Source organism: Paractinoplanes aksuensis, from assembly GCF_024137025.1.
Taxonomy (GTDB): Bacteria; Actinomycetota; Actinomycetes; order Mycobacteriales; family Micromonosporaceae; genus Actinoplanes; species Actinoplanes aksuensis.
In genome coordinates this window covers 210,911-233,479 of record NZ_JAMYJR010000009.1, presented here as the reverse complement: position 1 = coordinate 233,479, position 22,569 = coordinate 210,911, and the positions used below count along the sequence as shown (strand labels likewise).

Here is a 22,569-nt window from a genome sequence, read left to right as displayed (position 1 = left end):
TGCCGTTGATCCACCTCGCCGTCAGGGCTTGACTGACGCGTAACACCAGCACGGGGCGCCGCGTGCGACACTGATCGGATGCGGCGTCTCGTGTTCCCGGTGATCGTGGCCTCCGGGCTGGTGATGATCGGCTCGTCCGCGGCGTTTGCCGAGGATCCGGCCCCGACGGTCAGTGTTCCCGCCGTCGCGGGCAAGAAAATGTGCAAGATCAGCAGCAAGAAGATCGACGAGGCGTCGGGTCTGGTCGCCACGAAGTCGGGTTACGTCGTCGTCAACGACAGCACCGACGAGCCGACCCACAAGCGGATCTTCTTCCTCGACACCAAGTGCGAGATCACCAAAGAGGTCGAATACTCGGGCAAAGGCCCGCTCGACCCCGAAGACCTGATTCTCTCGCCGGACGGCACGAAGCTGTGGATCGCCGACATCGGCGACAACCGGTTCGACACCGACGACCGCCGCCCCACCGTCAGCCTCTGGTCGATGCCGTCCAACGGTTCGGCCGAGCCCACGATCCACCGGCTCACCTATCCCCAGGGCGACGCCCACGACGCCGAGGCGCTGCTGCTCAACGGTGACGGCTCCCCGCTGATCGTCACCCGCGAGATCGGCAAGCCGGCCTATGTCTACCAGCCGACCGCCCCCCTGAAGCCCAAGACCGAAGAGGGCGTGCCGATGAAGCGCGTCGCCGAGCTGCCGATCGGGGCCACGCAGACCGACGGCAACCCGTTGGCCCGCATCGGCAACCAGACGATCAGCGGCGGCGCCGTCGCGCCCGGTGGCAAGAAGGTCGCGCTGCGCACGTACACCGACGCGCTCGAATGGGATGTGCCCAACGGCGACGTGCTGGCCGCCCTCAAGGGCAAGCCGCGCACGACCGGGTTGCCCAACGAGATCACCGGTGAGGCGATCAGCTACAGCCCCGACGGCAAGTTCTTCTACACGGTCTCCGACATGAACGGCGAGACCGAGACGGCCAACTACATCCTCCGCTACACGCCGGCCACCACTGTGGCCACCGCCGCCAAGAACGGTGGCGAGGAAAGCGGGGACAAGTGGTACGCCAACCTCGAACTGAGCGACATCACGTACGCCGTGGGCGGGGTCGGCCTGGTCGGTCTGATCCTGGTCGGGGCGGGCGTGTTCGGGATCACCCGGCACCGCAAGCGGCTCGCGGCGGCGCCCGCGGTGGCCGATGACGACGACTTCAAGAACCCGCTCGAGGGCGACCCCGAGACCGAGCTGATCGGGGTCGGTGGCGCGGCACAACGGGCCGGTGTCTACGGCGGGGCCCGCTCGGGCCCGGCGGCCAACGGCTCGCCCAAGCCGGCCAACGGTGTCTACGGCGGCAAGCCGAAGGGCAACGGCGTCTACGGTGGCGCCCCGGCCAAGGCCAACGGCCAGCAGCCGGCGCCCGCGCGGGCCGGTGTGTACGGCGGCGGCCCGGGCCAGCCCCCGCGCGGTCCGCAGGGTCAGCCGCCGCGTGGTCCGCAGGGTCAGCCGCCTCGCGGCCCGCAGGGTCAGCCCGCCCGTGGCCCGCAGGGCCAACCCGCGCGTGGTCCGCAGGGCCAGCCGCCTCGCGGTCCGCAGGGTCAGCCCGTCCGTGGTCCGCAGGGCCAACCCGCGCGTGGTCCGCAGGGCCAGCCCGCGCGTGGTCCGCAGGGCCAGCCCGCGCGTGGTCCGCAGGGCCAGCCCCCGCGTGGCCCCCAGGGCCAACCCCCGCGCGGTCCGCAAGGTCAGCCGCCCCGGGGCCCGCAGGGGCAGCCCGCTCGAGGTCCGCAGGGTCAGCCTCCGCGTGGTCCGCAGGGTCAGCCGCCCCGCGGTCCGCAGGGTCAGCCCGCGCGTGGTCCGCAGGGCCAGCCGCCGCGCGGTGGTGGCGGCGGGGTCTACGGCGGCAACAGCGGCGGTCAGCCGCCCGTCGCCAGTAACGGCAACGACTTCCGGCGGAGCCCCGAGAGCCGCTTCGACGGCTACGGCCCCCGGTAACTCCGCCAGTTGCTGGGTCCTGGCTCTCAACCGGCCCCGCTCGCCGTTCAGGAAGCCACCGGACCCGGCACTTCGCTCAGGCCCGTTGCCTAGCTCGGCGTGGCCGTCGGTCGAGGCGAGCCCACGCCCCCCTCGGCGGGCGACCGGGCCCGCTGGGCCGGGGTGCCGACGCAACCCGAATGTCAGACCCGGCGCAGGACGGCCACGACGCGGCCCATGATGGTCGCGTCGTCGCCGGGGATCGGGTCGAAGGCCGGGTTGGCCGGCATCAGCCACACGTGCCCGTCGCGCTGGCGGTACCGCTTCACGGTCGCCTCGCCGTCGATCATCGCGGCCACGATGTCGCCCGCGACGGCCGTCGGCTGCTGGCGCACGACGACCCAGTCGCCGTTGCAGATGGCGGCGTCGATCATCGAGTCGCCCTTGACCTCGAGCATGAAGACCTCGCCCTCGCCGACCAGCTCGCGCGGCAGCGGGAAGAACTCTTCGACCGCCTGCTCGGCCAGGATCGGCCCACCGGCGGCGATGCGGCCGACCAGCGGCACATAGGCGGGCTGGGGTCGCGCCGAGCGCAGCGTCTCGTCGTCGACCATCTCGGCGGGGGAGCGCACGTCGACGGCCCGGGGGCGGTTGGGGTCGCGCCGCAGGAAGCCTTTGGTCTCGAGCGCCTTCAGCTGGTAGGCCACGCTCGACGGGGAGACCAGCCCGACGGCCTCGCCGATCTCACGGACGCTCGGCGGGTAGCCGTAGCGCTCGACCCAGTCGCGGATGAACTCGAGGATGCGGCGCTGGCGCGCGGTCAGCTCGGCCGTGACCGGCTCGGGGAATTGGCTGACCACCGGAGTGACGGAACGCAGTTGCGGCGCGTCGGCGGCCCGCCCGCGGCTCGGTGTGCGGCGGCGCAGGGCCGCGCCGTTGTCGGGCTTGGTCTGGTGTTGCCGGCTGCTCGTCCGGTCGTCGGTCGACACGTCCGCCTCCCTGTCGGCCAGTGCCTCGTCGGCACGTGGTGCTCTTCGCGGAGCCGAGCGCCTTGCCGTGGGGATGGCGCGTGCCCGGCTGACCCCTTTGACGGAGAACCGTAATCGCGGGGTACGACATATTCAAACATCTGTACGACTTTCTTCCGGCGTGTCGCCCGGAAGTGCTCGACTTCCGTACGCGTGTTCTGATAGACCGTCGTACGGGCGTTCGATCGAACGTCCGTACGAAGATCGTCTTCCCGGTGGGAGATACGCCATGGTGACGGACGTTGTGGTGGCCCCGAGAATGCAGCCCGTCCAGCCTCCGCTGCGGCTGACCCGGCGCGGGCGCGCCGTCGTGCTCGGGTTTCTCGTCGTGCTGGCCTCGCTCGCCAGTGCCGTGTTGTTCACCACCGCGTCCCGGGCCGAGCAGCCGCCGGCCGGCCCGCCCCCGTCGATCGTCGTCCGCCCGGGTGACACGTTGTGGGATGTCGCCGCCCGCACGTCGTCCCGGCGTGACGGTCAGGCCGCCGTCGAAGAGTTGCGCCGCCTCAACGGCCTGTCGGGCTACGGCGTACACCCCGGTGATGTTTTGATCTTGCCGCGGGCAACGTGATCCACGTCGCGTCCGGCTCGACCGTGGCGATGTCCGAAGCGCGACAACGGCAAGGTCGAAAACGCGTGACGTTGCATGATCGAACCGGTGTCCGGAGGCAAAACGGGGCATGATCACCTCGTTCTGTGAGGGTGCGGTCAACCGCTCGTGTTGAGTCGCAAAATACGGCGCGTCGGCATGCCGCTGAGCTTGCGTCCGCGTCCGCTGCGGCATAGCGTCTACCCCAACATCTAGTAGTTACAAGGGTGTAAGTCATCCACAGGTTGGGGTTCGCCTCCACCGGTTATCCACAGGCCGTAACGGCGCGAACTGGTGTGTTACCAGCGAGCAGCCGTGCTTTTGCGTGCCCGCGTTTTCCGGTGACAGGCGCCGGAGGGGGTTCGAGGTGCGCTGTCCGTACTGTCGCCACGCTGATTCTCGGGTGGTCGACTCGCGCGAGGCCGACGACGGTCAGTTGATCCGTCGCCGTCGATCGTGCCCCGAGTGCGGCAAGCGGTTCACCACGGTCGAAGAGGCCGTGCTCGCCGTCGTGAAGCGCAGCGGCGTCACCGAGCCCTTCAGCCGCACCAAGATCATGAGCGGTGTCCGCAAGGCCTGCCAGGGCCGGCCCGTCGACGAGGACTCGATCGCGCTGCTCGCGCAGAAGGTCGAGGAGACCGTCCGGGCCAAGGGCGCGGCCGAGATCCCCAGTCACGAGGTCGGGCTGGCGATCCTGGTCCCGCTGCGGGATCTGGATCAGGTGGCCTATCTCCGGTTCGCCAGCGTCTACAAATCCTTCGACTCGCTCGACGAGTTCGAAAAAGAAATCACCGCACTGCGCGAGGCGACGATCGCCCGCGAGTCCGGTCTGCGCCACCCGGTGGCGCCGCGGTCCGGCGGCCGCACACCGAAAATCGGCGGATGACGCAGTAAAGACGAGTGGCAGTGTCAACGAGGGGGAGCAGTATGGCCGGGGACGGCATCACAGCAGGTCGGCAGCGCAGCCGTGCGAACGGCAACAGCGTGGCCGGCGGGGGGCTGCGGGTCGAGCGGGTCTGGACGACCGAGGGCGTTCACCCGTACGACCAGGTCGAGTGGGAGCGCCGCGACGTCGTCATGACGAACTGGCGCGACGGCTCGATCAATTTCGAGCAGAAGGGTGTCGAGTTCCCGTCCGGGTGGAGCATCAACGCGGCGAACATCGTCACCACCAAGTACTTCCGGGGCGCGGTCGGCACGCCCGACCGTGAGTGGTCGCTCAAGCAGCTGATCGACCGGGTCGTCTCGACGTACCGCAAGGCGGGCGAGAAGCACGGCTACTTCACCACCCCGGCCGACGCCGAACTGTTCGACCACGAGCTGACCGCGATGCTGCTGAACCAGGTGTTCAGCTTCAACTCGCCGGTCTGGTTCAACGTCGGCACCAAGTCGCCGCAGCAGGTCAGCGCGTGCTTCATCCTCTCGGTCGACGACTCGATGGACTCCATCCTCGACTGGTACAAGGAGGAGGGGCTCATCTTCAAGGGTGGCTCCGGCTCCGGCGTCAACCTGTCGCGCATCCGCTCGTCCAAGGAACTGCTGTCGTCCGGGGGGACCGCCAGCGGACCGGTGAGCTTCATGCGGGGCGCCGACGCGAGCGCCGGCACCATCAAGTCCGGTGGCGCCACCCGCCGCGCGGCCAAGATGGTCATCCTCGACGTCGATCACCCCGACATCGAAGAGTTCGTGCAGACCAAGGCGCGCGAGGAAGACAAGATCCGCGCCCTGCGCGACGCCGGCTTCGACATGGACCTGGGCGGCGCCGACATCGTCAGCGTGCAGTACCAGAACGCCAACAACTCGGTCCGCGTCAGCGACGAGTTCATGAAGGCGTACGAGGCGGGCACCGAGTTCGGTCTGCGCGGCCGGCAGGACGGCGAGGTCATCGAGACCATCGACGCCAAGAAGCTGTTCCGCGACATCGCCCAGGCTGCCTGGGAGTGTGCCGACCCCGGCATGCAGTACGACGACACGATCAACGACTGGCACACCAACCCCGAGACCGGCCGTATCACCGCGTCCAACCCGTGCTCGGAATACATGTCGCTCGACGACTCGTCCTGCAACCTGGCGTCGCTCAACCTCATGAAGTTCCTCAAGGCCGACGGCGGCTTCGAGACCGAGAAGTTCGTGCAGAGCGTCGAGTTCATCATCACCGCGATGGAGATCTCGATCGCCTTCGCCGACTTCCCGACCGAGAAGATCGGCGTCACCACCCGGGCCTACCGCCAGCTCGGCATCGGCTACGCCAACATCGGCGCCCTGCTGATGGCCTCGGGCCTGCCGTACGACTCGGAGGCCGGTCGTAACGTCGCCGCCGCCATCACCTCGCTGATGACCGGCACGGCCTACCGCCGCTCGGCCGAGATCGCCGGCGTCGTCGGCGCGTACGAGGGTTACGCCCGCAACGCCGAGGCCCACAAGCGCGTCATGCGCAAGCACGCCGCGGCCAACGACGACATCCGCCCGGCCGGTTCCGTCGCCACCGAGCTCGTCCGTGAGGCCACCAAGCAGTGGCAGCAGGGCCTCAAGATCGGTGAGAAGAACGGCTGGCGCAACGCCCAGGCGTCGGTGCTCGCCCCGACCGGCACCATCGGCCTGATGATGGACTGCGACACCACCGGCATCGAGCCCGACCTGGCCCTGGTCAAGTTCAAGAAGCTCGTCGGCGGCGGCTCGATGCAGATCGTCAACCAGACGGTCCCGCGTGCCCTGCGCAGCCTCGGCTACCCCGAGGAGCAGGTCGAGGCGATCGTCGAGCACATCTCCGAGAACGGCAACGTCGTCGACGCCCCGGGCCTCAAGCCCGAGCACTACGCGGTCTTCGACTGCGCCATGGGCGAGCGCGCGATCGCCCCCATGGGCCACGTGCGCATGATGGCGGCCGTGCAGCCGTTCATCTCGGGCGCCATCTCGAAGACGGTCAACATGCCCGAGACGGCGACCGTCGAAGAGATCGAGAACATCCACTACCAGGGCTGGAAGCTCGGCCTGAAGGCGCTCGCGATCTACCGCGACAACTGCAAGGTCGGCCAGCCGCTCTCGGCCGCCGGCTCCAAGAAGACCACGACCGAGGTCGCTCCGGCCGCCTCGACCGAGGTCGAGAAGGTCGTCGAAAAGGTCATCGAGTACCGCCCGGTCCGCAAGCGCCTGCCCAAGAAGCGCCCGTCCGAGACGGTGTCGTTCTCGGTCGGCGGGGCCGAGGGCTACCTCACCGCGTCGTCCTACCCGGACGACGGCCTCGGCGAGGTCTTCCTCAAGATGTCGAAGCAGGGCTCGACCCTGGCCGGCGTCATGGACGCCTTCTCGGTCGCGATCTCGATAGGGCTGCAGTACGGCGTCCCGCTCGAGACGTACGTCAGCAAGTTCACCAACATGCGCTTCGAGCCCGCCGGCATGACCGACGACCCCGACGTGCGCATGGCGTCCTCGGTGATGGACTACATCTTCCGTCGGCTGGCGCTCGACTTCCTGCCGTACGACACCCGGGCCGACCTCGGCATCTTCACCGCCAAGGAGCGCGCGGCCCAGGTCCAGGCCGAGGCCGCCGCCGAAGCGGCCGCGGTCGACCTGGCCGGCATGGCCGCGTCCGCCCCGGTCTCGGCCCCCGTCGGCGCCGCCACGGCCCCGGCCGAGGCCGTCGTCCCGACCACCATTGACGCGGAAGAGAAGGCGGCCCCGTCCCCGGTGGCCGGCTCCTCGACCGAACTGCTCGAGATCGTGATGGGCCAGTCGGCCGACGCCCCGCTCTGCTTCACCTGCGGCACCAAGATGCGCCGCGCCGGCAGCTGCTACGTCTGTGAAGGCTGCGGCAGCACCTCCGGCTGCAGCTGAGACTGACCATTCTCAGGGTGTCCCCTGCGGGGGTGTCTTGAGACCTCAGATGAGGCTGTACGCCTGACCAATCGGGTGTCCCCCGGACCTGCTACGGTCCGGGGGACTTTCCGTTGCTACACCACGTGGACTCGACTCGGGTTCGGCAGGGAACGACACCTGTCCGAAGGAGACCCAGTCCGTGCCACACACCGTCAAGGTTCATGAACCCATCGAGTACGAGCCCGCCATCGTGGCCGCCGTACTCGGCGAAGACGCCCTGCCCATCAACCTGACCGACCGCGTCCTCGCCCCGTTCATCACCATCAACGGCCGCATCCATACCCCGACCAGCAACTACCTGCGCCACCACTGCACTATCCGGCCGAACCTCGCCTCGGCCCGCCGCCTCGCCTCCGATTTGCGAGCCTGGCTCGACTACCTCTGCAACACTCGCGGCCTGCACCCCTACGAAGACCGCCGCGACCCCGTCCTCGCCGCCACCGAGGACCACTTCGCCGCCTTCTACCGCCAGCGCCAGTACGGCACCGACGAAGAAACCACGCTCACCTCACGCGGCTGGGCCCATGCCGCGTCCGCCATCAAGCGCTTCTACGAGTACGCCCAACGCCACTACCAGCACCTACCGCCGTTCGAGATCGTCACCGTCACCCGGCGCGACGGCGGCACCGGCACCACGATCGCCAAATACCAGCCCCGCCGCCGCAACACCGGCTCGGCAGGCATCCCCATCACCCCCGAGTATGCCCAGTACCTGCTCATGGGCGCACTCCGAACCGACCTCGACGGCAACCAGTTCCCCTACCTCGGAGCCGACCGCGACCACGCCCTCTTCGCCCTCGGCCTGGCCACCGGCATCCGACGCAACAACCTCGCCAACATCACCGTCCACGAGATCCCACCCCTGGGCGGGCTGCCGATCACCACCATGCGCGTCGCCGACCACATCACCAAGGGCGACGCCGGCGGCGACGCGCTCGCCTTCACTCACCACCTCGCCGCGGTCCGCGAGTACATCGACGGTGCCCGCGCCGACCTCATCGACCGCACCACCTATCGTCCCGCCCGGCCCCTGCTCATCGAATCGGCCGACTCCACCACGGTCCGCTACCGGACCACTGAGGCACCCGACGTGGTCGCCAGCAAACGCTGGGCCGACGCAGATGAGGACTTCCGTCGCCGCCTGGTCACGGCGGACGGCGCGAGTCCGGTCCTCTTCCTCAACGAGTACACCGGCGAGCCACTCGCCTACCGCAGCCTCCAGCACGCCATCGAGACCGCGCGCACATTCGTACGCGAACGCATCGACCCCGATTTCCCCGAAAACTTCAGAATCCACGACCTACGGCATACCTACGCCGTTCACCTCACCGTCGCGATTTACCGGGGCGTCATCGCGGACATCGTCGAACAACACCGACGTGACGACTGGATGGTCGACCACATCGCCGCGGCCGTCGAACTCGTCAAGTTCTCCCTCGGCCACTCCAGCGAACAGTCCACCCGTCTCTACACCCAGACTGCGCACCGATTCCTCGGAATCCCGGTCGATCACTTCCTCGGATGGTTCTGATGGCACACGCAACCCGAGGCCACCGCAGCGGAACCTACGAGATCGAGCGCATCAACAAGGTCGACAAACGGCGGCTGTCCATCACCTTCCAGCACGCCGCCGCCTACCAACCGCAAGTTGTCACGCTGCACGTCGACCACACCCCCGCCGCTGAGCAGATGCTGCAAGCCATGGCCGACTCGATCAAGGTCGGCGACAACGGAGACGCGGACTCCGCGTGGGAATCCTCGGAGACTCTGCGGCAGGCGAGATGGCAGGCGACGACAATGCTCAACCGTTTGGCTGAGCGCGGCTTCGATACCTTTGCCGATGCACGGCTCGACGTTGCCACGCTTAGGTGGCTCTACGAGCCTATGCACAGCAATACGAAAAGGTCCGCTTGCTGGCTCCTGGCTCGCGCCGTTCGTGATAACCATCCGAACGGCGTGGCCATTAGTCGGGCACTGAAGAACAGCCGTTTCCAGGTTGAGGATTCAACGCCGTTCATCTATGACGACGCGGTCAGCGATGCCATCGAAGCGGCGGCCAAGGCCGTCTACACCGAATACTTCACTGCTCAGCGCGAGATCTTCGAGCGCCTCGGGCACGACGTGACTGGCCGCGGCTGGCTCCGCATCCCCGCCCAGGAACTCATCGACTGGGCCGAGCGCGCACACCCTGACCTCTCCCAGCCAGGTGCGCCGCAACCGTCACTCGCCGCTCCGTACGAGCAGCAGGTCGCCTGGGCTCTGACTCATCCGCGCATGTTCGGCTACATCAAATACAACCGGACCAGCCCGCTCCGCGGACCACAGATCAAGGTGATCGGCCGCGCGCTCTACCCAGACAACATCCTCATCACTGCCGCGCTGATCCTGCACTGTCTCGGCGAGAACAGCGGATTCAACGCCTCCGTCCTGCTGCAGAAAGACGCCGACACCCTCACCTACCTGGGTAGCGACTACGCTCTCGAACATAACGTCAAGGCCCGCAACCGGTCCGAGGACACCCGACCCACCCGGCTGACCTCGATCTACACCGCAGGCGGCGTCGTCGAGACGATGACCGGCCTCACCCGCTTCGCTCGACACTCTCGACGGGACCTCACCGCCCCAGCCGGAACCCCCGCGGCCGTCGTCGACCGGCTCTACGTTGAGCATGCATCCGAACCCGTCGAAGCCCAGGTCATCAACGAGTTCCGGCGCATCAACGCCTGGAAATCGCCGACCTTCGACAAGTACTGGGACGAAGCCACAGCCGGCCCGCGCAGCGAGGTTTCCCTTCGACTGTCAGCGCTGCGCTACGTGGCCCAGCGCCGAGTCATGGGGGAAGGTCTCACCGCGGACGTCCACGGCCACACGCCGAGCACGAAACTGCACTACACCGCGCACGTGCTGCCCGACCATGTCTTCAACAAGCACGCCACGGCAGCACAGAACGCGTTCCACGACGATGCCGTCGCCGGATTCACCGTCGTCGCCGACGCCACCGAAGGACCCGCCGCTGACCTGGCCGCCGTCGACCCCGACAGGGTGATGGACGTCGAGATCGGCGTCTGCACCTCCGGCGGCAACGCACCGGACGGCTCCGGCCGCCGCTGCGACCTCGGCATCGTCGCCTGCTTCACCTGCCCCAACGGCTACCGCACCGTCGACCACGTTCCAGGGCTGCTCGCCGCCGTCGAACTCGGCGACATCATCGAACGCAACGACCCCACCGAGTGGGAACACGGACAAGCCTCCCACTTGCGGTTCTACGCCCAAGCGTGCCTCGACAAGTTCTCGCCCATGGTGGTCGGCAACATCAAACGATCCACCGATCTCGTCCCTCACATCCTGACCGTCACCGGCATGTACATGGAGATGCGCCATGGCTGAGGTCCTGCCACTCTTCCCGCTCGACTGGGGCCGCAGTGCCAGCCTGCTGTTCCGCGACGACGAGCGGCTCAACGACCTGATCCCCGGCGGGGAGGACCTCGAACGCGTCATCCTGTTCAGCGAAGACGTCTGGGACCTCGCCGGTCACCGCACCTGGAAAGACAAGTCCGGGGCGATGACCCGCATCAACTTCACCGCGGTCGCCGAGCGCTGGCGTGACGCCGCGAAGGAGATGGCGGTGCTGCAGATGAACCCTGCTCTCGCCATCGACCATGCCGACAACCCGATGGCTCAGACCTGGCCCAACGTGCAGGAACCGGTCGTGCCCGTCACCGCGCAGGGCAACATCAAGATGCTCAGCCATGCCCTCACGATCATCGACCAGCAGCACATCACCCGGTTTGACAGCGACAACTGGGCACGACTGGTAGTCCTGCTGGTCCAGCCCCAGAGCGTCAAGGAGAAGCAGGCCGGCAGCACACTGTCCAACGCCACGGGCCGCGGCCGGGCTCAGCAACTCATCACCCTTTGGCAGATCACCGAGATCGCCGACCGGCCCGGCCTTCTGGGCGACGCCCCGCCGTTCGACGGCCGCGAAACCGTCGAACTGTTTGGAGGCCGCACCAAACAGAACGCGGTCCGCCCACACGAAGGTGTCGGCCACGCCCTCGGCTTCGTCGCATGGGTCTTCGACTACATCGCCGAGGACATCGTTCGCCCACATCGAGTGGTGGACCGAGAACACCAGCGCCGAACCGCCGATGAGCAGGCAAGACACCTTCGAGGCCATGCTCGACCTGACGGCCCGCATCGCGCACGAGAATAACGGGAAGATCCCCGGCTCCCGCAACGTCAACGGCGGGCTCACCCTGGCGCACGCCCCGCTGGCACGGCTGCTCGGCGTCTACGACGCCGACGAGGCATACCTCGCCGGACGGTGGACCATGTCGCAACTGCGCGACACCGTCCAACTGACCGCCACGCTCAGCCCCTGCCCTCTACCCGTCGGCGAACTGCCCAGCCGCACGGGCGAGCGGATCACCTGGACCGAACGGCTGATCGCCTCCAAGGAGAGCCTCGACATCTGGCAGCGACGCCTCGTCTACTACGCGATGTACTACCTCGCCGCCACCGTCATGCTGCGCGACAGCCAGTTGTCCGTCCTGCCCTTTGACCCGCTGAAAACTCAGGAGTTCACCCGGCCAGACGGCAGCACCTACATCAAGCACACCCTGTCGGCCTACAAGACCAAGAACCGGCATGCCGCCGTCCCCACCAGCGTCGTGGTCAACGGCCGCGTCGCCCGCATCATCGCCCTACTCCATCGGCTGCAGCGAGCACTCGGCTACGAACCCCGCCGCAGCGACACCACCGGAGTGCCCTTCCTGTTCGACCAGCTCCTCGCCACGCCGTTGGGCAAGAGAAGCCACGGGATGGCCCGCGACGGCCTCTACCTCGACCTCAGTTTCCCCAAAATGCTCAAGGAAGGAGCCCGGGAACTCTACGACCGCGGCGTCACCAAGCGATCCCTCGACGACATCGACATCTCCATGCGACACGTCCGCATCACCAGCGCGCAGGCATACGCCGTCCGCGAGCACGGCCAAGCCCTCGCCGCCGCCTTCGGCCAGTGGGACACCGCCGCCGTCGCCCGCGGCTACGTCGGCGACGTCTACAAACTGATCACACCGATCGACCCCGACGAGGCCGCCGACCTCGTCCACCAGGACGCCGGCCGCCGGCTGCACCGCGCCTACACCCACCGGCCCGAACTCACTGGCAAGGGGCAGGCACGCCTCGACCAGACCATCGAGACGAACCTGGCCGCGTTGTCCAACCCGCAGCCGCTGACCCCAGCCAGGCTCAAGACGCTGGGCAAACGCAACCGCAACATCGAGCAAGGTCCCTTGACGCTCTGCCTCTACCAGATCGAAGGCGCCCTCTGCGGCGGCAAGGGCAAGCCCGACTTCCGGCTATGCCTGCCCGGCCAATGCCGCAACTCCGTCATGACCCCCGCCGACCGGGCCCGCTACGAACTTATGCGCCGCCAACACCTCGCGCTCAAGTCCGACGTCCTGCGCCGGGCCGCGGACAAGATGCACGACGCCAACCCCGACATCGCCGCGGAGTTCGCCGACACCACCGACGACGAACTGCACGCCATCATCACCGCACACATCGACGAGTACATCCGAGCCGCACTGGAAGACAGGGCATGAACAGCGACGACATAGCAGCACTCACCCGCGTCGCCGCCCGCATCGAGGCTGGCGAGGACCTGACCACCGAACTCATGGGCCAGGAAGGCGTGCCCGTCGCGCTGCGTCTGGTCATCGCCGCGGTCACCCTCGCCGCCGCGGACATGCCGGTCAACAAGAAGTCCATCACCACGATCGCCCCCGCAGCCCGGTCCGCGACATACCGCGACCACGCCGCCCTGCTCGACCAGGCCAAAGCCGTCATCCCCGCCCTCGTCCAGGCGCAACTCGGACTGGCCGGCACCAAGATTTCCGCCGCCGACCTCGCGCGGCAGCTCGAAGCCGCCCACGCGACCATCGAGAAGGAGCGCCGTCTCCGCGAGGAGGCCGAGGAGCGGCTCAAGCACGTCGCCGCGTACGCCCGCGAGCTGCATTGGCAGCTCAAGCCGGAATACGAAGCCCGGGTACGGGAACGCGAGGAGAAGGTCCGCTACCTTCGCCTCGTGCCCGGCGGTCCAGAGGAGGATGAGCCGGGGATCGGCGAGGAGGCTCACCAGCGGAGGTCAGCGCCCTCCAAGGAGAGGTAGCGCGGCGAGGTGGTGTCGGAGCTGTCCAGCAGTTGACTGAGCCGGACGGCAGCCTCGCGGGGCGACGTGTGCGCGTCGCTCGCTCCCATGGCGGTGGTGAGGCCGCCCGGGTGAACAGCCCAGCACCGTACACGACAGGCAAGTTCATGAGCGAGGGTGATCGTCAGCATGTTCTGAGCGGCCTTGGAGATGCGGTACGCGTAGCTGGTCCGTCGGCCGGCGAAGTCGCCCGCGGCCTGCGCGGCCAGCGAACCGAGCCGGGACGACACGTTGACGATCAGCGGTGCGGGCGCGGTCAGCAGCATCGGCAGCAGGGCCTGAGTCAGGCGCATTGGACCCGCGACGTTGACGTCAACGGCGTCCAGGATCGTCTGCGGGTCACAGTCCTCCAGCGGGCGGGCCGGTGCTCCGATGCCGGCGTTGTTGATCAGCGCATCGATCGGCCGTCCGTGGACAGCCGCCAGAAGGGCCTCGCTCACCGGGTCCCGGACGTCCTGCAGAACAGGTTCAACGCCGGCCCGCTTGATCGACACGGCTGCGGACTCTGTACGGACACAGGCCACGACGTTCCAACTTCGGTCGGCGAGATGCTCGGCCAGGGCCGCGCCGAGTCCTCGGCTGCTGCCGGTGACCACTGCCAACCGGGTAATCACCGGAGTACCAGCAGGTCGAGAGCGTCAACGACCGGTCCAGACTCGGTTCGTGCGGCCTCCTGTAGACGGACTACGCCCACCGCATAGGCTTCATCGCTGATCAACTGCAGGGGCGTATGCGCCTCACGCTGCAGAGCGGCGGCGGCATCGGCCACTGACGGGGCGGTCACTTGAGGGACCGGTTCGCAGCCAGTCGTCGCGAAGCCGACGGTGGCGAACGCCGCCTCGACGCCGGGGATACTCGGGTAGCGGTCCAGCACGGCTACGGCCTCCGGGAAAAAGCGGAACAGGTTGATCGCTTCGTGCCGACCGGCGAACGCGGAGCGGATCAACACCGGTGCGTCCGGCTTCAGCACCCGCCGGATTTCGCGGGCAGCGGCTTCCAGGTCGGGAACGTGGTGGATCACGGTGGAGAGCCAGACCCCGTCGAGGCTTGCATCCGGGAAAGGGATGTCGTCGGCCGTTCCGGCCACGACCGGCTGGAACATCGCCCGCTCCCGCATCGCTGCCGACGGCTCGACCGCCAGGACCTCGACGCTGGGCCACCAGGTGCAGAAGGCCCGCGCCCAACTGCCGGTGCCGCATCCGAGGTCGAGCAGGCGCGCCCCGGTGCGGGGCTCGAAGTGCCGGCCGATCGCGGCACGCCAGGTAGCGAGGTCATCATCTCGCAAATGCCGGGTCTCCTCGAACGCCGCTGCGTCCACGTTGTCGTATGCGATGAGGGCCATGCGCCGACCCAACCCGGCCGACCACGCGGTGAGCAAGGCTGAGTGCACCGGTTCACATCGATCGAGGGTTCCGGGCGCGTGAAGACACCAGCGTCCTCGCACGTCAGCGAATCGCAGGGACGCACTGTGATTTATCAGGCAGCGCCCGGAACACCTTGTACGCGTCGATGCGCTTAGGGTCACGCCTATGAGCTTCGGCAGCGCGGCGCGGGCGTTTCTGCGAGAGCACGGCACGGAAGCGATCGAGCATCCGGGCGGCACTCTCTACTCCCACCTGTGCCGGGTCGAACAGCGTCTCGCGGCGGCCAGTGCTGCCCGGTACGTGCAACTGGCCGGTCTCACCCACGCTGCCTACAGCACGGATGGGTTCGACCTGGCGCTGATCGCTTGGACCGATCGGCACCTGCTCCGAGCAGTTATCGGACTGGAAGCCGAGGAACTCGTATACCTGTACGGGGCTTGTGACCGTGACCGTACGTGGCGGGCTTTGGCTGCCACCTCCACCGTGCATGATCGCTTCACTGGGCAGAAGAGGATTCTCGAATCGCATCTCATCGTGCCGTTCGTGGATCTGAGCATCGTCAACGAACTCGACGTGATCGAGCAGAATCCGGCGTTGCTTGTCAACCACGGCGACTACTTCCGCGACCTCTTCGATCGCTGGGCGCCACTGACGTCGCCCAAGGTGGCCGATGAGATTCAGCGGCTGATGGGATCGCGTCAGTGAACTCGATGGCCTGACCATCGAGCCTCGGCGCTGGGCATGGCCGGCAGCGTTCAGGTCGGGCCGGATCTACGCGATGGTCGATTCTCGGCGGCATCTTGCAGGGTTCGTCCGCATGTCTTGCTTCCGTGAGGAGCAAGGGGACAGTATGCTGGGGTACGCCGACTCGGTGATCAAGGCCGCGACTTCCGTCATGGAGGGACATGCGCCGCACCGGAGGGGACCCCGAAATCCGGGGGACACCCCGAGATCGGTCAGGTACAGCTGAGCAAGGAGAAGTAGGTAGGGAAGGGCGGCCCTGGATCATTCCGGGGCCGCCCTTTTAGCGCACAACCGGCGGCCCTGAAACACCAGGACCGCCGGTCGTGTGAGCACCGCGGAGACCTCCCACCCCCGAGCCGGGAGGGCCCCGGTGATGGTGCCGGTCTTAGGGGAGCAGGGTGTCGTCGACGGTGGTCACCGTGCCCAGGGCGAGGGTGAACTCGGTGGCCTGGTCGTAGCCGGCGGCCTGGTACGCGTACTGGCTCCGCCCGTCGGCCGTGCGGAAGGCGACCTTGATCGGGCCCGGGTTGAGCTTGTCGAACGTGTAGCGGCCGTCGGCGTCGGTGGTGGTCTGCAGTTCGAACGCGGTCTCGGTGTAGATGAAGCGGACCGTGGCCGACCCGACCGGCGCCCCCGCGGCGTCGACGAGGCGGCCGGTGAGCGACGCGGCCTGGAGGAAGCGGTCGTTGACCCGGACGTTCTGGCCCGAGGCGACCGTGTAGTGGCGGGCCTGCTGCTGGTCGGTGGTGCCCACGGCGTACTGGCGGAAGTTGCCGTCCCGATAGCTGACCACGTAGTCGCCGCGCGGCGGCACCTTCACGGAGTACGAACCGTCGGCGCCCGTGGTGGTCTTGTACTCGCGGGCCGTGTTGTAGTCGTCCACGGTGACCGCGACGCCGGCCGCGGGGCCGCCCGCCGAGGTGGTCAGCCGGCCGGCGAAGGAGCCCGCCCGCTCGACGACGCTGTTGACGACGGTGAGGCGGCGTGACGACACCGCGTACGTCCGGGCGTCCTGGTGGTCGCGTTCGCGGCCCGGCGCGTACTCGGACCAGCCGGCCAGTCCGATCTCGACCTTGTAGCGGCCGGAGTCGAGGTCGGCGACCCGCCACTTGCCGGCGGCGTTGGTCCTGGTGACGGCGACGGGGTTGGTGTCCTCGTTGACGGTCGGCCAGACGCTGATCGTGGCGCCGGCCACGACCGCACCCCGGTCGTTGAGGACCGTGCCGGTGACCAGGCCGCTGGTCCAGCCGGCCTGAGCCGGTGACGCCCCGACCGTGGCTACTGCGGCCCCCGCGACGGCAGCAGCGATGGCGGTTCTGACGATGACTTTCGGTGCACGCACTGTGGTGTCCCTTTCGGATAGTTGCTTGCTGCCCCAGAACCTATGGGCGGCAGGGCATCCGGCCCATCGACGATCCCCACTCGCGGCACGAACCCGGTAGTCGATCGATCACCCCCTGCGTTCCGGGGCGCCTCGGGTTTAACGTGTAAGTTGAGGTAGTGACCGCGACTGAACTCGATCGTCCCCGTCTCGACCGAGCCCGAGTCGCCGTCGGTTTCACCTTTGCCACCAACGGCCTGGCGTACGCCGGCTGGCTCGCCCGCGCCCCCGCCGTCCGCGACGGCCTCGACCTGTCGGCGGCCGGCTTCGGTCTGCTCCTGCTCTGCCTGTCGGCCGCCGCGATCGCCGCCATCCCGTTGGCCGGCCCGCTCGTGCAGCGGTTCGGTCCGGCCCGCGCCGTGCTGCTCGGCAGCTCGTCGATGGTGATCGGCCTGTCCGGGCTGGCCACCGGCACCCTGCTGGGCTCGGTTCCGCTGGCCGGTCTCGGCCTGGTGCTGGTCGGCATGGGCAACAGCACGTGGGACGTCGCCATGAACGTCGAGGGGGCCGACGTCGAACGGCGGCTGGGCCGCACGATCATGCCGCGCTTCCACGCCGGTTTCAGCCTGGGCACGGTGGTCGGGGCCGCGTTCAGCGCCGTCGCCGCCGCGGCCGGGCTGCCGATCTGGGCCCAGCTCTACCTGACGGCGGCGCTCGCGGCCGCGGTCACGGCCCCGACCGTGCGCCACTTCCTGCCGTACCACCCGCTCCCGGCCGGGCAGAAGCCCGCGATGAGCGTCCGCCGGGCCTGGCGCGAACCTCGCACCATCATGATCGGCCTGGTCATGCTCGGTTTCGGCTTCACCGAGGGCACGGCCAACGACTGGCTGGCCATCGGGCTGGTCGACGGGTACGGCGCCGGCGACACGGTCGGCGCGGTGGCCTTCGGCGTGTTCGTCACCGCTATGACGCTGGGCCGGCTCTTCGGCGGTTACGCCATCGAACGCTGGGGCCGGGTCGTCACCCTGCGGGTCACCGCGGCGTCGGCCGTGCTGGGTCTGGTGCTCGTGGTGGCCGAGATCGGCGTGCCGGTCGCCGTGGCCGGGGCGCTGCTCTGGGGCGCCGGCGCCTCGCTGGGCTTCCCGATCGGCATGAGCTCGGCGGCCGACGACCCGGCCAAGGCCGCGATCCGGGTCTCGGTGGCCGGTTCCATCGGCTACGGTGCATTCCTGGCCGGTCCGCCGCTGATCGGTCTGCTGGCCGAGCACCTCGGCGTGCTGCGTGCGATGCTCTGCGTCTTCGGCGCCCTGGCCATCGGCCTGATCGCGTCCGGCGCGACTCGTCCCCTGCCGCAGGCAAAGGAGTGAGATGTCGTACGACAGTTCCGCGGTAATCGAGTCGCATGTGGACGCCGCGCCCGAGCGGGTCTGGTTCGCGCTGACCGACGCCGCCGCGCTCACCGCCTGGTACTGGCCCGCCGCGATGCAGCCGCGGGCCTTCTCCGAGCCGGTGGTCGGCGGCCGGTTCGGCGTCGAGGCGGGCGAGATGGGCTTCGCGGGGGAGTACCGGGAGCTCGACCCGCCCCGCCGCCTGGTGCAGTCGTGGCGCTGGGCCGGCGACGACCGCGACAGCCGGGTGACCATCGAGCTCACCCCGGCCGGCGCCGGCACCGCCCTGCGGATCGTCCACGACCAGGTCGACGACGAGACCGCCGAGATGTACCGCGCCGGCTGGGAGAGCTGCCTGACCCGCCTGCCGGCCTACCTCGAGGTCACGCCGAGCGCAGGAAGTCGGTGATCAGCCCGGCCAGCACGGCCGGCTGCTCGACCACCATGGCGTGCGAAGCGTCGGCCAGCTGCAGGTAGCGCGGGTGGCCCGCCGCCCGCACCTGCTCGAGCAGGAAGCGGCGGTGCGCCTCGTACAGCTCGGCGAACGGCTCCTGCTGGGGCAGGTTGCGCGTGGCCAGGACGACCAGCTCGGGACACGTCGTGCCGGCATAGACCGGCCCCAGGTCAAGACCGTTCATCAGCGTACGCAATTGACTGGTCACCGCGGCTGACGGCCGCGTCGACGTCTCGCCGTTCTCGTGGGCCAGGTTGCGCCGGAAGCCCTCGATCCACACCTTCTCGTTGGCGCCCATGTCCCGGGCCGCGGCCTGCTGACTCTCGACCAGGTCGGCCAGCTGATCGGCCGGGATCACCTGGCCCGCCTGGGCCTCGACCTGGTTGAAGACCGTGTTCAGCCGGTCGAGGTCGGCCGCCGCCTGGGCCGGGTCGAGCCCCGGCAGCTGCGCGACCGAGGTCGGCGGCGGGTTGCCGTCCAGGCTGACCACGCCCGGCGCCTCCGGGTGCCGCTGACCCCACAGCGCGGCCAGCATCCCGCCCAGCGAATGGCCGACCACGGCCGGTCGTTCGATCTCCATCTGTACGCACACCGCGGCCAGATCGCCCAGGGCCGAGTCCCACGTCCACGTGCCCTCGCCCGAGCGCCCGTGCCCCCGCAGGTCGACGGTGATCACCCGGTGGTTCGGGCGCAGCGCGCGGGCCAGCGTGGTCATCGTGGCCAGGTTGCCCCCGGCTCCGTGCAGCAACAGCAACGGCGGCTGGTCGCCCCCGAAGTCGCGCACCGCCAGCGGCACATCGCCCGCATCGATCAGCCGGTCGTTAATCATGTCGCCATCCTGTCGGCCGTTGACGCTGAGTGTCCAGTCGCGGGATCACTGTGCGTACATCGATGGTTTCGGACGCGGGCTTTCGGGAGCCTTGCCCGGACCAGTACGGTGTGTCCCGGATCTCTCGGGAGGATCAATAGTGCGTTCCGTCGCTGTGGCCGGCGCCGTTCTGCTGCTCGCGCTGACCGGCTGCGAGAAGCGGGACGAGGAACAGGCGGCCGCCCCGCCGCCGGTCAAGGTCGAGCAGGCCCCCGCCGCCTCGGCCGGTGGCGCCTGCATCCTCTGGGACTGGGCCTTCATCAAGCAGAAGATCGGCGTCGCGTTCGACGTGGCCGCCTCGGACCAGATCGACGACACCTCGACGTGCGTCGTGCAGACCACGGCCGGCGACTACCCCGACCTGATGCTCTCGGTGGTGGAGACCACGAAGGCGAGCCCCGCGCAGTTCCTGGCCGACCTCAAACCGTCGAAGGCGAGCACGCTCAAGGGGGTGGGCAAGGCGGCCTACCGCCTCTACACGCCGCCGACCGCGGCTCATGGCCCGACCATCGAGATCGGCTGGCTCAGCGAGGCCAAGCAGCTGCAGACATTGCGCTTCACGTTCGACAAAAAAGCGCCGGCCGCTGCCGTGTCCGCGATGAACCCGAAGCTCATCGCGCTCGCCAAGGCGATGGACACGACCGACGGCTGACGCTCTTCCGCCGAACTCAGTGCGCGGCGACGAACACCCGCGACGCCACCTCACGCGGCAGCCGGATCTTGTCGCCGGAGCGGTCTATGGTCACCCCGTCGCGTTCCTGCGCCACCGTCACCGTCGTGCCCGGGTCGATGCCCGCGGCGTGCAGCTGACGCAGCACGTCGGCGTTGGTCTGCACGCTCTCGCAGATGCGCTGGACCACGACGCTGCCGCTGAGACCGGGGAACGCGAGGTTGCGCTCGCCCGTCACCGAGTCGACGTTCTCTTCCTCGGGCAGGCCGAGCGCCTCGAGACCGGGGATCGGGTTGCCGTACGGCGAGCGGGTGGGCTTGTTGAGCAGCTCGTAGACCTTCTTCTCGACCGAGTCGCTCATCACGTGCTCCCACCGGCAGGCCTCTTCGTGTGCCTCTTCGTAGGGCATGCCGATGACGTTGACCAGCAGCAGCTCGGCGAGCCGGTGCTTACGCATGACGGAGACCGCGGTCGACCGGCCCTGGTCGGTGAGCACGAGGTGACGGTCGTTCTCGACCGTCAACAGGCCGTCACGCTCCATGCGCGCGACCGTCTGGCTCACGGTGGGACCGCTCTGGTGCAGCCGCTCGGCAATGCGCGCACGCAGCGGTGGCACACCCTCTTCCTCGAGTTCGAGGATGGTGCGCAAGTACATCTCGGTGGTGTCGATCAGGTCGTGGTTGTGCGCCGATGCCTTCATGCCCCGACCTCCAAGCGGTCTCGGTGGACCGCCAGCGCGAAGCTGACGACAGAAACATTCACAGTGCGGCCCTCCCAGCAGCGATAATACCTCGTTACCGGGGGTTGACAGACGCCCCGAGCAGGTGCATGAAGCCTACCTGACCGTGCACCTTCCGCCCACGTGTGGAAGGCGTGGCAGCATGACGTTCATGGTTGATCCGACGACCACGGTGGTGTGGGACAGGGCCCTGCTCGACTACGACATGGGCGAGCACCCGCTCAACCCCGTGCGTGTCGAGCTCACCATGGCCCTGGCCGAGGAATTGGGCGTTCTCGATCGACCGGGGGTGCGTCTGGTCACACCCGAGCCGGCCACCGAGGCCGATCTGACCCGCGTCCACCGCCCCGACTACCTCGAGGCGGTCCGGCACGCGCCGATCGACCCGTTCTTCCGGGGCTGGGGTCTCAACACCACCGACAACCCCGTCTTCGACGGCATGCACGAGGCTTCCGCTCGCATCTGCGGCGCCAGCATCGCGGCGGCCGAGGCCGTCTGGTTCGGTACGACGAAACGCGCGGTCAACATCGCCGGCGGTCTGCACCACGCCATGGCGGCCCGCGCGGCCGGCTTCTGCGTGTACAACGACCCGGCGGTGGCCATCGCGCGCCTGCTCGACCAGGGCGCCCAGCGGGTGGCCTATGTGGACGTCGACGTGCACCACGGCGACGGCGTGCAGGCCGCCTTCTGGAACGACCCCCGGGTCCTGACGATCAGCCTGCACGAGACCCCACTGACCCTCTTCCCCGGCACCGGCTTCGCCGACGAGACGGGCGGTCCGGGGGCCGAGGGCTCGGCGGTCAACGTCCCGCTTCCCCCGGGTACGGGCGACGGCGGCTGGCTGCGGGCCTTCCACGCGATCGTGCCTTCGGTCCTCCGCGCGTTCGCGCCCGAGATCATCTTCAGCCAGTGCGGGGCCGACTCCCACCTCCTCGACCCGCTGGCCGACCTGCGGCTGTCGGTCGACGGTCAGCGCGCGGCCCACCTGGCGATGCGCGAGCTGGCCGACGAGCTCTGCGACGGCCGCTGGGTGGCCACCGGCGGCGGCGGGTACGCGCTGGTCGAGGTGGTGCCCCGGGCCTGGACCCACCTGCTGGCCACGGCCACGGGCGAGCCGCTCGACCCGCGTACGCCCACCCCGGCGGCCTGGCGCGAGCTGGCCACCGAGCGGTGCCCCGGCGTCACCGTGCCCCAGACGATGACCGACGGCACGCCACCCCCGGTCGAGCAGTGGCAGCCCGGCACCACCCCCGACGCGGTCGACCGGGCGATCCTGGCCAGCCGCATGGAAGTGTTCCCCCTGCACGGTCTCGACCCCCACGATCCCCGCGACTGACCGGCCCCGAGGAGCTCGA

20 protein-coding genes are annotated in these 22,569 nt (G+C 68.8%); 14 read left to right on the top strand and 6 right to left on the bottom strand.

Going from position 1 to position 22,569, the window contains the following annotated elements; genetic code table 11:
- Positions 1–78 precede the first annotated feature (78 nt).
- The gene (locus M1L60_RS10095; RefSeq protein ID WP_253237060.1) at positions 79–1,986 is read left to right on the top strand and encodes a YncE family protein; all 1,908 of its coding nucleotides are present in this window, start codon (positions 79–81) and stop codon (positions 1,984–1,986) included.
- A gap of 182 nt (positions 1,987–2,168) precedes the next feature.
- Here M1L60_RS10095 and lexA read toward each other — a convergent pair whose 3' ends face one another.
- A complete protein-coding gene (gene lexA / locus M1L60_RS10090; protein ID WP_438862090.1) occupies positions 2,169–2,954 on the bottom strand; it encodes a transcriptional repressor LexA in 786 nt (261 codons plus the stop codon).
- Positions 2,955–3,222: 268 nt separating this feature from the next.
- Between lexA and M1L60_RS10085 the strand changes: the two genes are divergently transcribed.
- The 8 genes from M1L60_RS10085 (at position 3,223) to M1L60_RS10050 (ending at position 13,627) form a co-directional block, all read left to right on the top strand.
- Positions 3,223–3,561, top strand: a complete 339-nt coding sequence (locus tag M1L60_RS10085) for a LysM peptidoglycan-binding domain-containing protein (protein ID WP_253237059.1) — start codon at positions 3,223–3,225, stop codon at positions 3,559–3,561.
- Positions 3,562–3,946: 385 nt separating this feature from the next.
- Entirely contained in the window at positions 3,947–4,465 is a 519-nt protein-coding gene (gene nrdR, locus M1L60_RS10080; RefSeq protein WP_253237058.1) for a transcriptional regulator NrdR, read from the top strand.
- A 41-nt stretch (positions 4,466–4,506) separates the two neighbouring features.
- Positions 4,507–7,413, top strand: a complete 2,907-nt coding sequence (locus M1L60_RS10075; protein WP_253237057.1) for a vitamin B12-dependent ribonucleotide reductase — start codon at positions 4,507–4,509, stop codon at positions 7,411–7,413.
- A gap of 181 nt (positions 7,414–7,594) precedes the next feature.
- Positions 7,595–8,986 carry a site-specific integrase gene (locus M1L60_RS10070; protein WP_253237056.1) on the top strand — a complete coding sequence of 464 codons (1,392 nt, stop codon included), beginning with the start codon at positions 7,595–7,597 and terminating at the stop codon, positions 8,984–8,986.
- The gene (locus M1L60_RS10065; RefSeq protein ID WP_253237055.1) at positions 8,986–10,842 is read left to right on the top strand and encodes a hypothetical protein; all 1,857 of its coding nucleotides are present in this window, start codon (positions 8,986–8,988) and stop codon (positions 10,840–10,842) included. The genes M1L60_RS10070 and M1L60_RS10065 overlap by 1 nt, the downstream gene beginning before the upstream one ends.
- Positions 10,835–11,668: a hypothetical protein gene (locus M1L60_RS10060; RefSeq protein ID WP_253237054.1), complete on the top strand. Its 834-nt coding sequence runs from the start codon at positions 10,835–10,837 to the stop codon at positions 11,666–11,668. The genes M1L60_RS10065 and M1L60_RS10060 overlap by 8 nt, the downstream gene beginning before the upstream one ends.
- Positions 11,631–13,061 carry a hypothetical protein gene (locus M1L60_RS10055; protein WP_253237053.1) on the top strand — a complete coding sequence of 477 codons (1,431 nt, stop codon included), beginning with the start codon at positions 11,631–11,633 and terminating at the stop codon, positions 13,059–13,061. The genes M1L60_RS10060 and M1L60_RS10055 overlap by 38 nt, the downstream gene beginning before the upstream one ends.
- Complete coding sequence (locus M1L60_RS10050; RefSeq protein WP_253237052.1) at positions 13,058–13,627, top strand: hypothetical protein; 570 nt, start codon at positions 13,058–13,060, stop codon at positions 13,625–13,627. The genes M1L60_RS10055 and M1L60_RS10050 overlap by 4 nt, the downstream gene beginning before the upstream one ends.
- Here M1L60_RS10050 and M1L60_RS10045 read toward each other — a convergent pair.
- Positions 13,591–14,280, bottom strand: coding sequence for an SDR family NAD(P)-dependent oxidoreductase (locus M1L60_RS10045; RefSeq protein ID WP_253237051.1), 690 nt, complete (start codon positions 14,278–14,280; stop codon positions 13,591–13,593). The genes M1L60_RS10050 and M1L60_RS10045 overlap by 37 nt on opposite strands.
- On the bottom strand, positions 14,277–15,008 hold the full coding sequence (locus tag M1L60_RS10040; RefSeq protein WP_253237050.1) for a class I SAM-dependent methyltransferase: 732 nt from the start codon (positions 15,006–15,008) through the stop codon (positions 14,277–14,279). Before M1L60_RS10040 ends, M1L60_RS10045 begins: the two co-directional genes overlap by 4 nt.
- Before the next feature lie 187 nt (positions 15,009–15,195).
- Between M1L60_RS10040 and M1L60_RS10035 the strand changes: the two genes are divergently transcribed.
- Positions 15,196–15,735: a DUF6817 domain-containing protein gene (locus tag M1L60_RS10035; RefSeq protein WP_253237049.1), complete on the top strand. Its 540-nt coding sequence runs from the start codon at positions 15,196–15,198 to the stop codon at positions 15,733–15,735.
- 424 nt (positions 15,736–16,159) lie between these two features.
- Here the strand turns inward: M1L60_RS10035 and M1L60_RS10030 are convergent, their stop codons facing one another.
- Positions 16,160–17,116 carry a carboxypeptidase-like regulatory domain-containing protein gene (locus M1L60_RS10030; RefSeq protein ID WP_253237048.1) on the bottom strand — a complete coding sequence of 319 codons (957 nt, stop codon included), beginning with the start codon at positions 17,114–17,116 and terminating at the stop codon, positions 16,160–16,162.
- Positions 17,117–17,274: 158 nt separating this feature from the next.
- Between M1L60_RS10030 and M1L60_RS10025 the strand changes: the two genes are divergently transcribed.
- On the top strand, positions 17,275–18,462 hold the full coding sequence (locus M1L60_RS10025) for an MFS transporter (RefSeq protein WP_253237047.1): 1,188 nt from the start codon (positions 17,275–17,277) through the stop codon (positions 18,460–18,462).
- 1 nt (position 18,463) lies between these two features.
- Positions 18,464–18,892 (top strand): SRPBCC family protein, encoded by a 429-nt coding sequence (locus tag M1L60_RS10020; protein WP_253237046.1) that lies wholly within the window; start codon positions 18,464–18,466, stop codon positions 18,890–18,892.
- On the opposite strand, the gene M1L60_RS10015 is transcribed toward M1L60_RS10020, so the two are convergent.
- Entirely contained in the window at positions 18,867–19,766 is a 900-nt protein-coding gene (locus M1L60_RS10015; RefSeq protein ID WP_253237045.1) for an alpha/beta fold hydrolase, read from the bottom strand. The genes M1L60_RS10020 and M1L60_RS10015 overlap by 26 nt on opposite strands.
- A gap of 139 nt (positions 19,767–19,905) precedes the next feature.
- On the opposite strand from M1L60_RS10015, the gene M1L60_RS10010 reads away from it, so the two are divergent.
- Complete coding sequence (locus M1L60_RS10010) at positions 19,906–20,457, top strand: hypothetical protein (protein ID WP_253237044.1); 552 nt, start codon at positions 19,906–19,908, stop codon at positions 20,455–20,457.
- A gap of 16 nt (positions 20,458–20,473) precedes the next feature.
- Here the strand turns inward: M1L60_RS10010 and M1L60_RS10005 are convergent, their stop codons facing one another.
- Positions 20,474–21,175, bottom strand: coding sequence for an iron-dependent transcriptional repressor DtxR (locus M1L60_RS10005; protein ID WP_253237043.1), 702 nt, complete (start codon positions 21,173–21,175; stop codon positions 20,474–20,476).
- Between the two features lie 190 nt (positions 21,176–21,365).
- Here M1L60_RS10005 and M1L60_RS10000 point away from each other — a divergent pair, with 190 nt between their 5' ends.
- Positions 21,366–22,550: an acetoin utilization protein AcuC gene (locus tag M1L60_RS10000; protein ID WP_253237042.1), complete on the top strand. Its 1,185-nt coding sequence runs from the start codon at positions 21,366–21,368 to the stop codon at positions 22,548–22,550.
- Positions 22,551–22,569 lie beyond the last annotated feature (19 nt).

Excerpts from the sequence above, each read along its gene's own strand:
- M1L60_RS10095 (WP_253237060.1), top strand. The coding sequence starts at position 79 with ATGCGGCGTCTCGTGTTCCCGGTGATCGTGGCCTCCGGGCTGGTGATG.
- M1L60_RS10085 (WP_253237059.1), top strand. The coding sequence starts at position 3,223 with ATGGTGACGGACGTTGTGGTGGCCCCGAGAATGCAGCCCGTCCAGCCT.
- M1L60_RS10075 (WP_253237057.1), top strand. The coding sequence starts at position 4,507 with ATGGCCGGGGACGGCATCACAGCAGGTCGGCAGCGCAGCCGTGCGAAC.
- M1L60_RS10065 (WP_253237055.1), top strand. The coding sequence starts at position 8,986 with ATGGCACACGCAACCCGAGGCCACCGCAGCGGAACCTACGAGATCGAG.
- M1L60_RS10060 (WP_253237054.1), top strand. The coding sequence starts at position 10,835 with ATGGCTGAGGTCCTGCCACTCTTCCCGCTCGACTGGGGCCGCAGTGCC.
- M1L60_RS10055 (WP_253237053.1), top strand. The coding sequence starts at position 11,631 with ATGCTCGACCTGACGGCCCGCATCGCGCACGAGAATAACGGGAAGATC.
- M1L60_RS10050 (WP_253237052.1), top strand. The coding sequence starts at position 13,058 with ATGAACAGCGACGACATAGCAGCACTCACCCGCGTCGCCGCCCGCATC.
- M1L60_RS10040 (WP_253237050.1), bottom strand. The coding sequence starts at position 15,008 with ATGGCCCTCATCGCATACGACAACGTGGACGCAGCGGCGTTCGAGGAG.
- M1L60_RS10035 (WP_253237049.1), top strand. The coding sequence starts at position 15,196 with ATGAGCTTCGGCAGCGCGGCGCGGGCGTTTCTGCGAGAGCACGGCACG.
- M1L60_RS10020 (WP_253237046.1), top strand. The coding sequence starts at position 18,464 with ATGTCGTACGACAGTTCCGCGGTAATCGAGTCGCATGTGGACGCCGCG.
- M1L60_RS10015 (WP_253237045.1), bottom strand. The coding sequence starts at position 19,766 with ATGATTAACGACCGGCTGATCGATGCGGGCGATGTGCCGCTGGCGGTG.
- M1L60_RS10005 (WP_253237043.1), bottom strand. The coding sequence starts at position 21,175 with ATGAAGGCATCGGCGCACAACCACGACCTGATCGACACCACCGAGATG.
- M1L60_RS10000 (WP_253237042.1), top strand. The coding sequence starts at position 21,366 with ATGGTTGATCCGACGACCACGGTGGTGTGGGACAGGGCCCTGCTCGAC.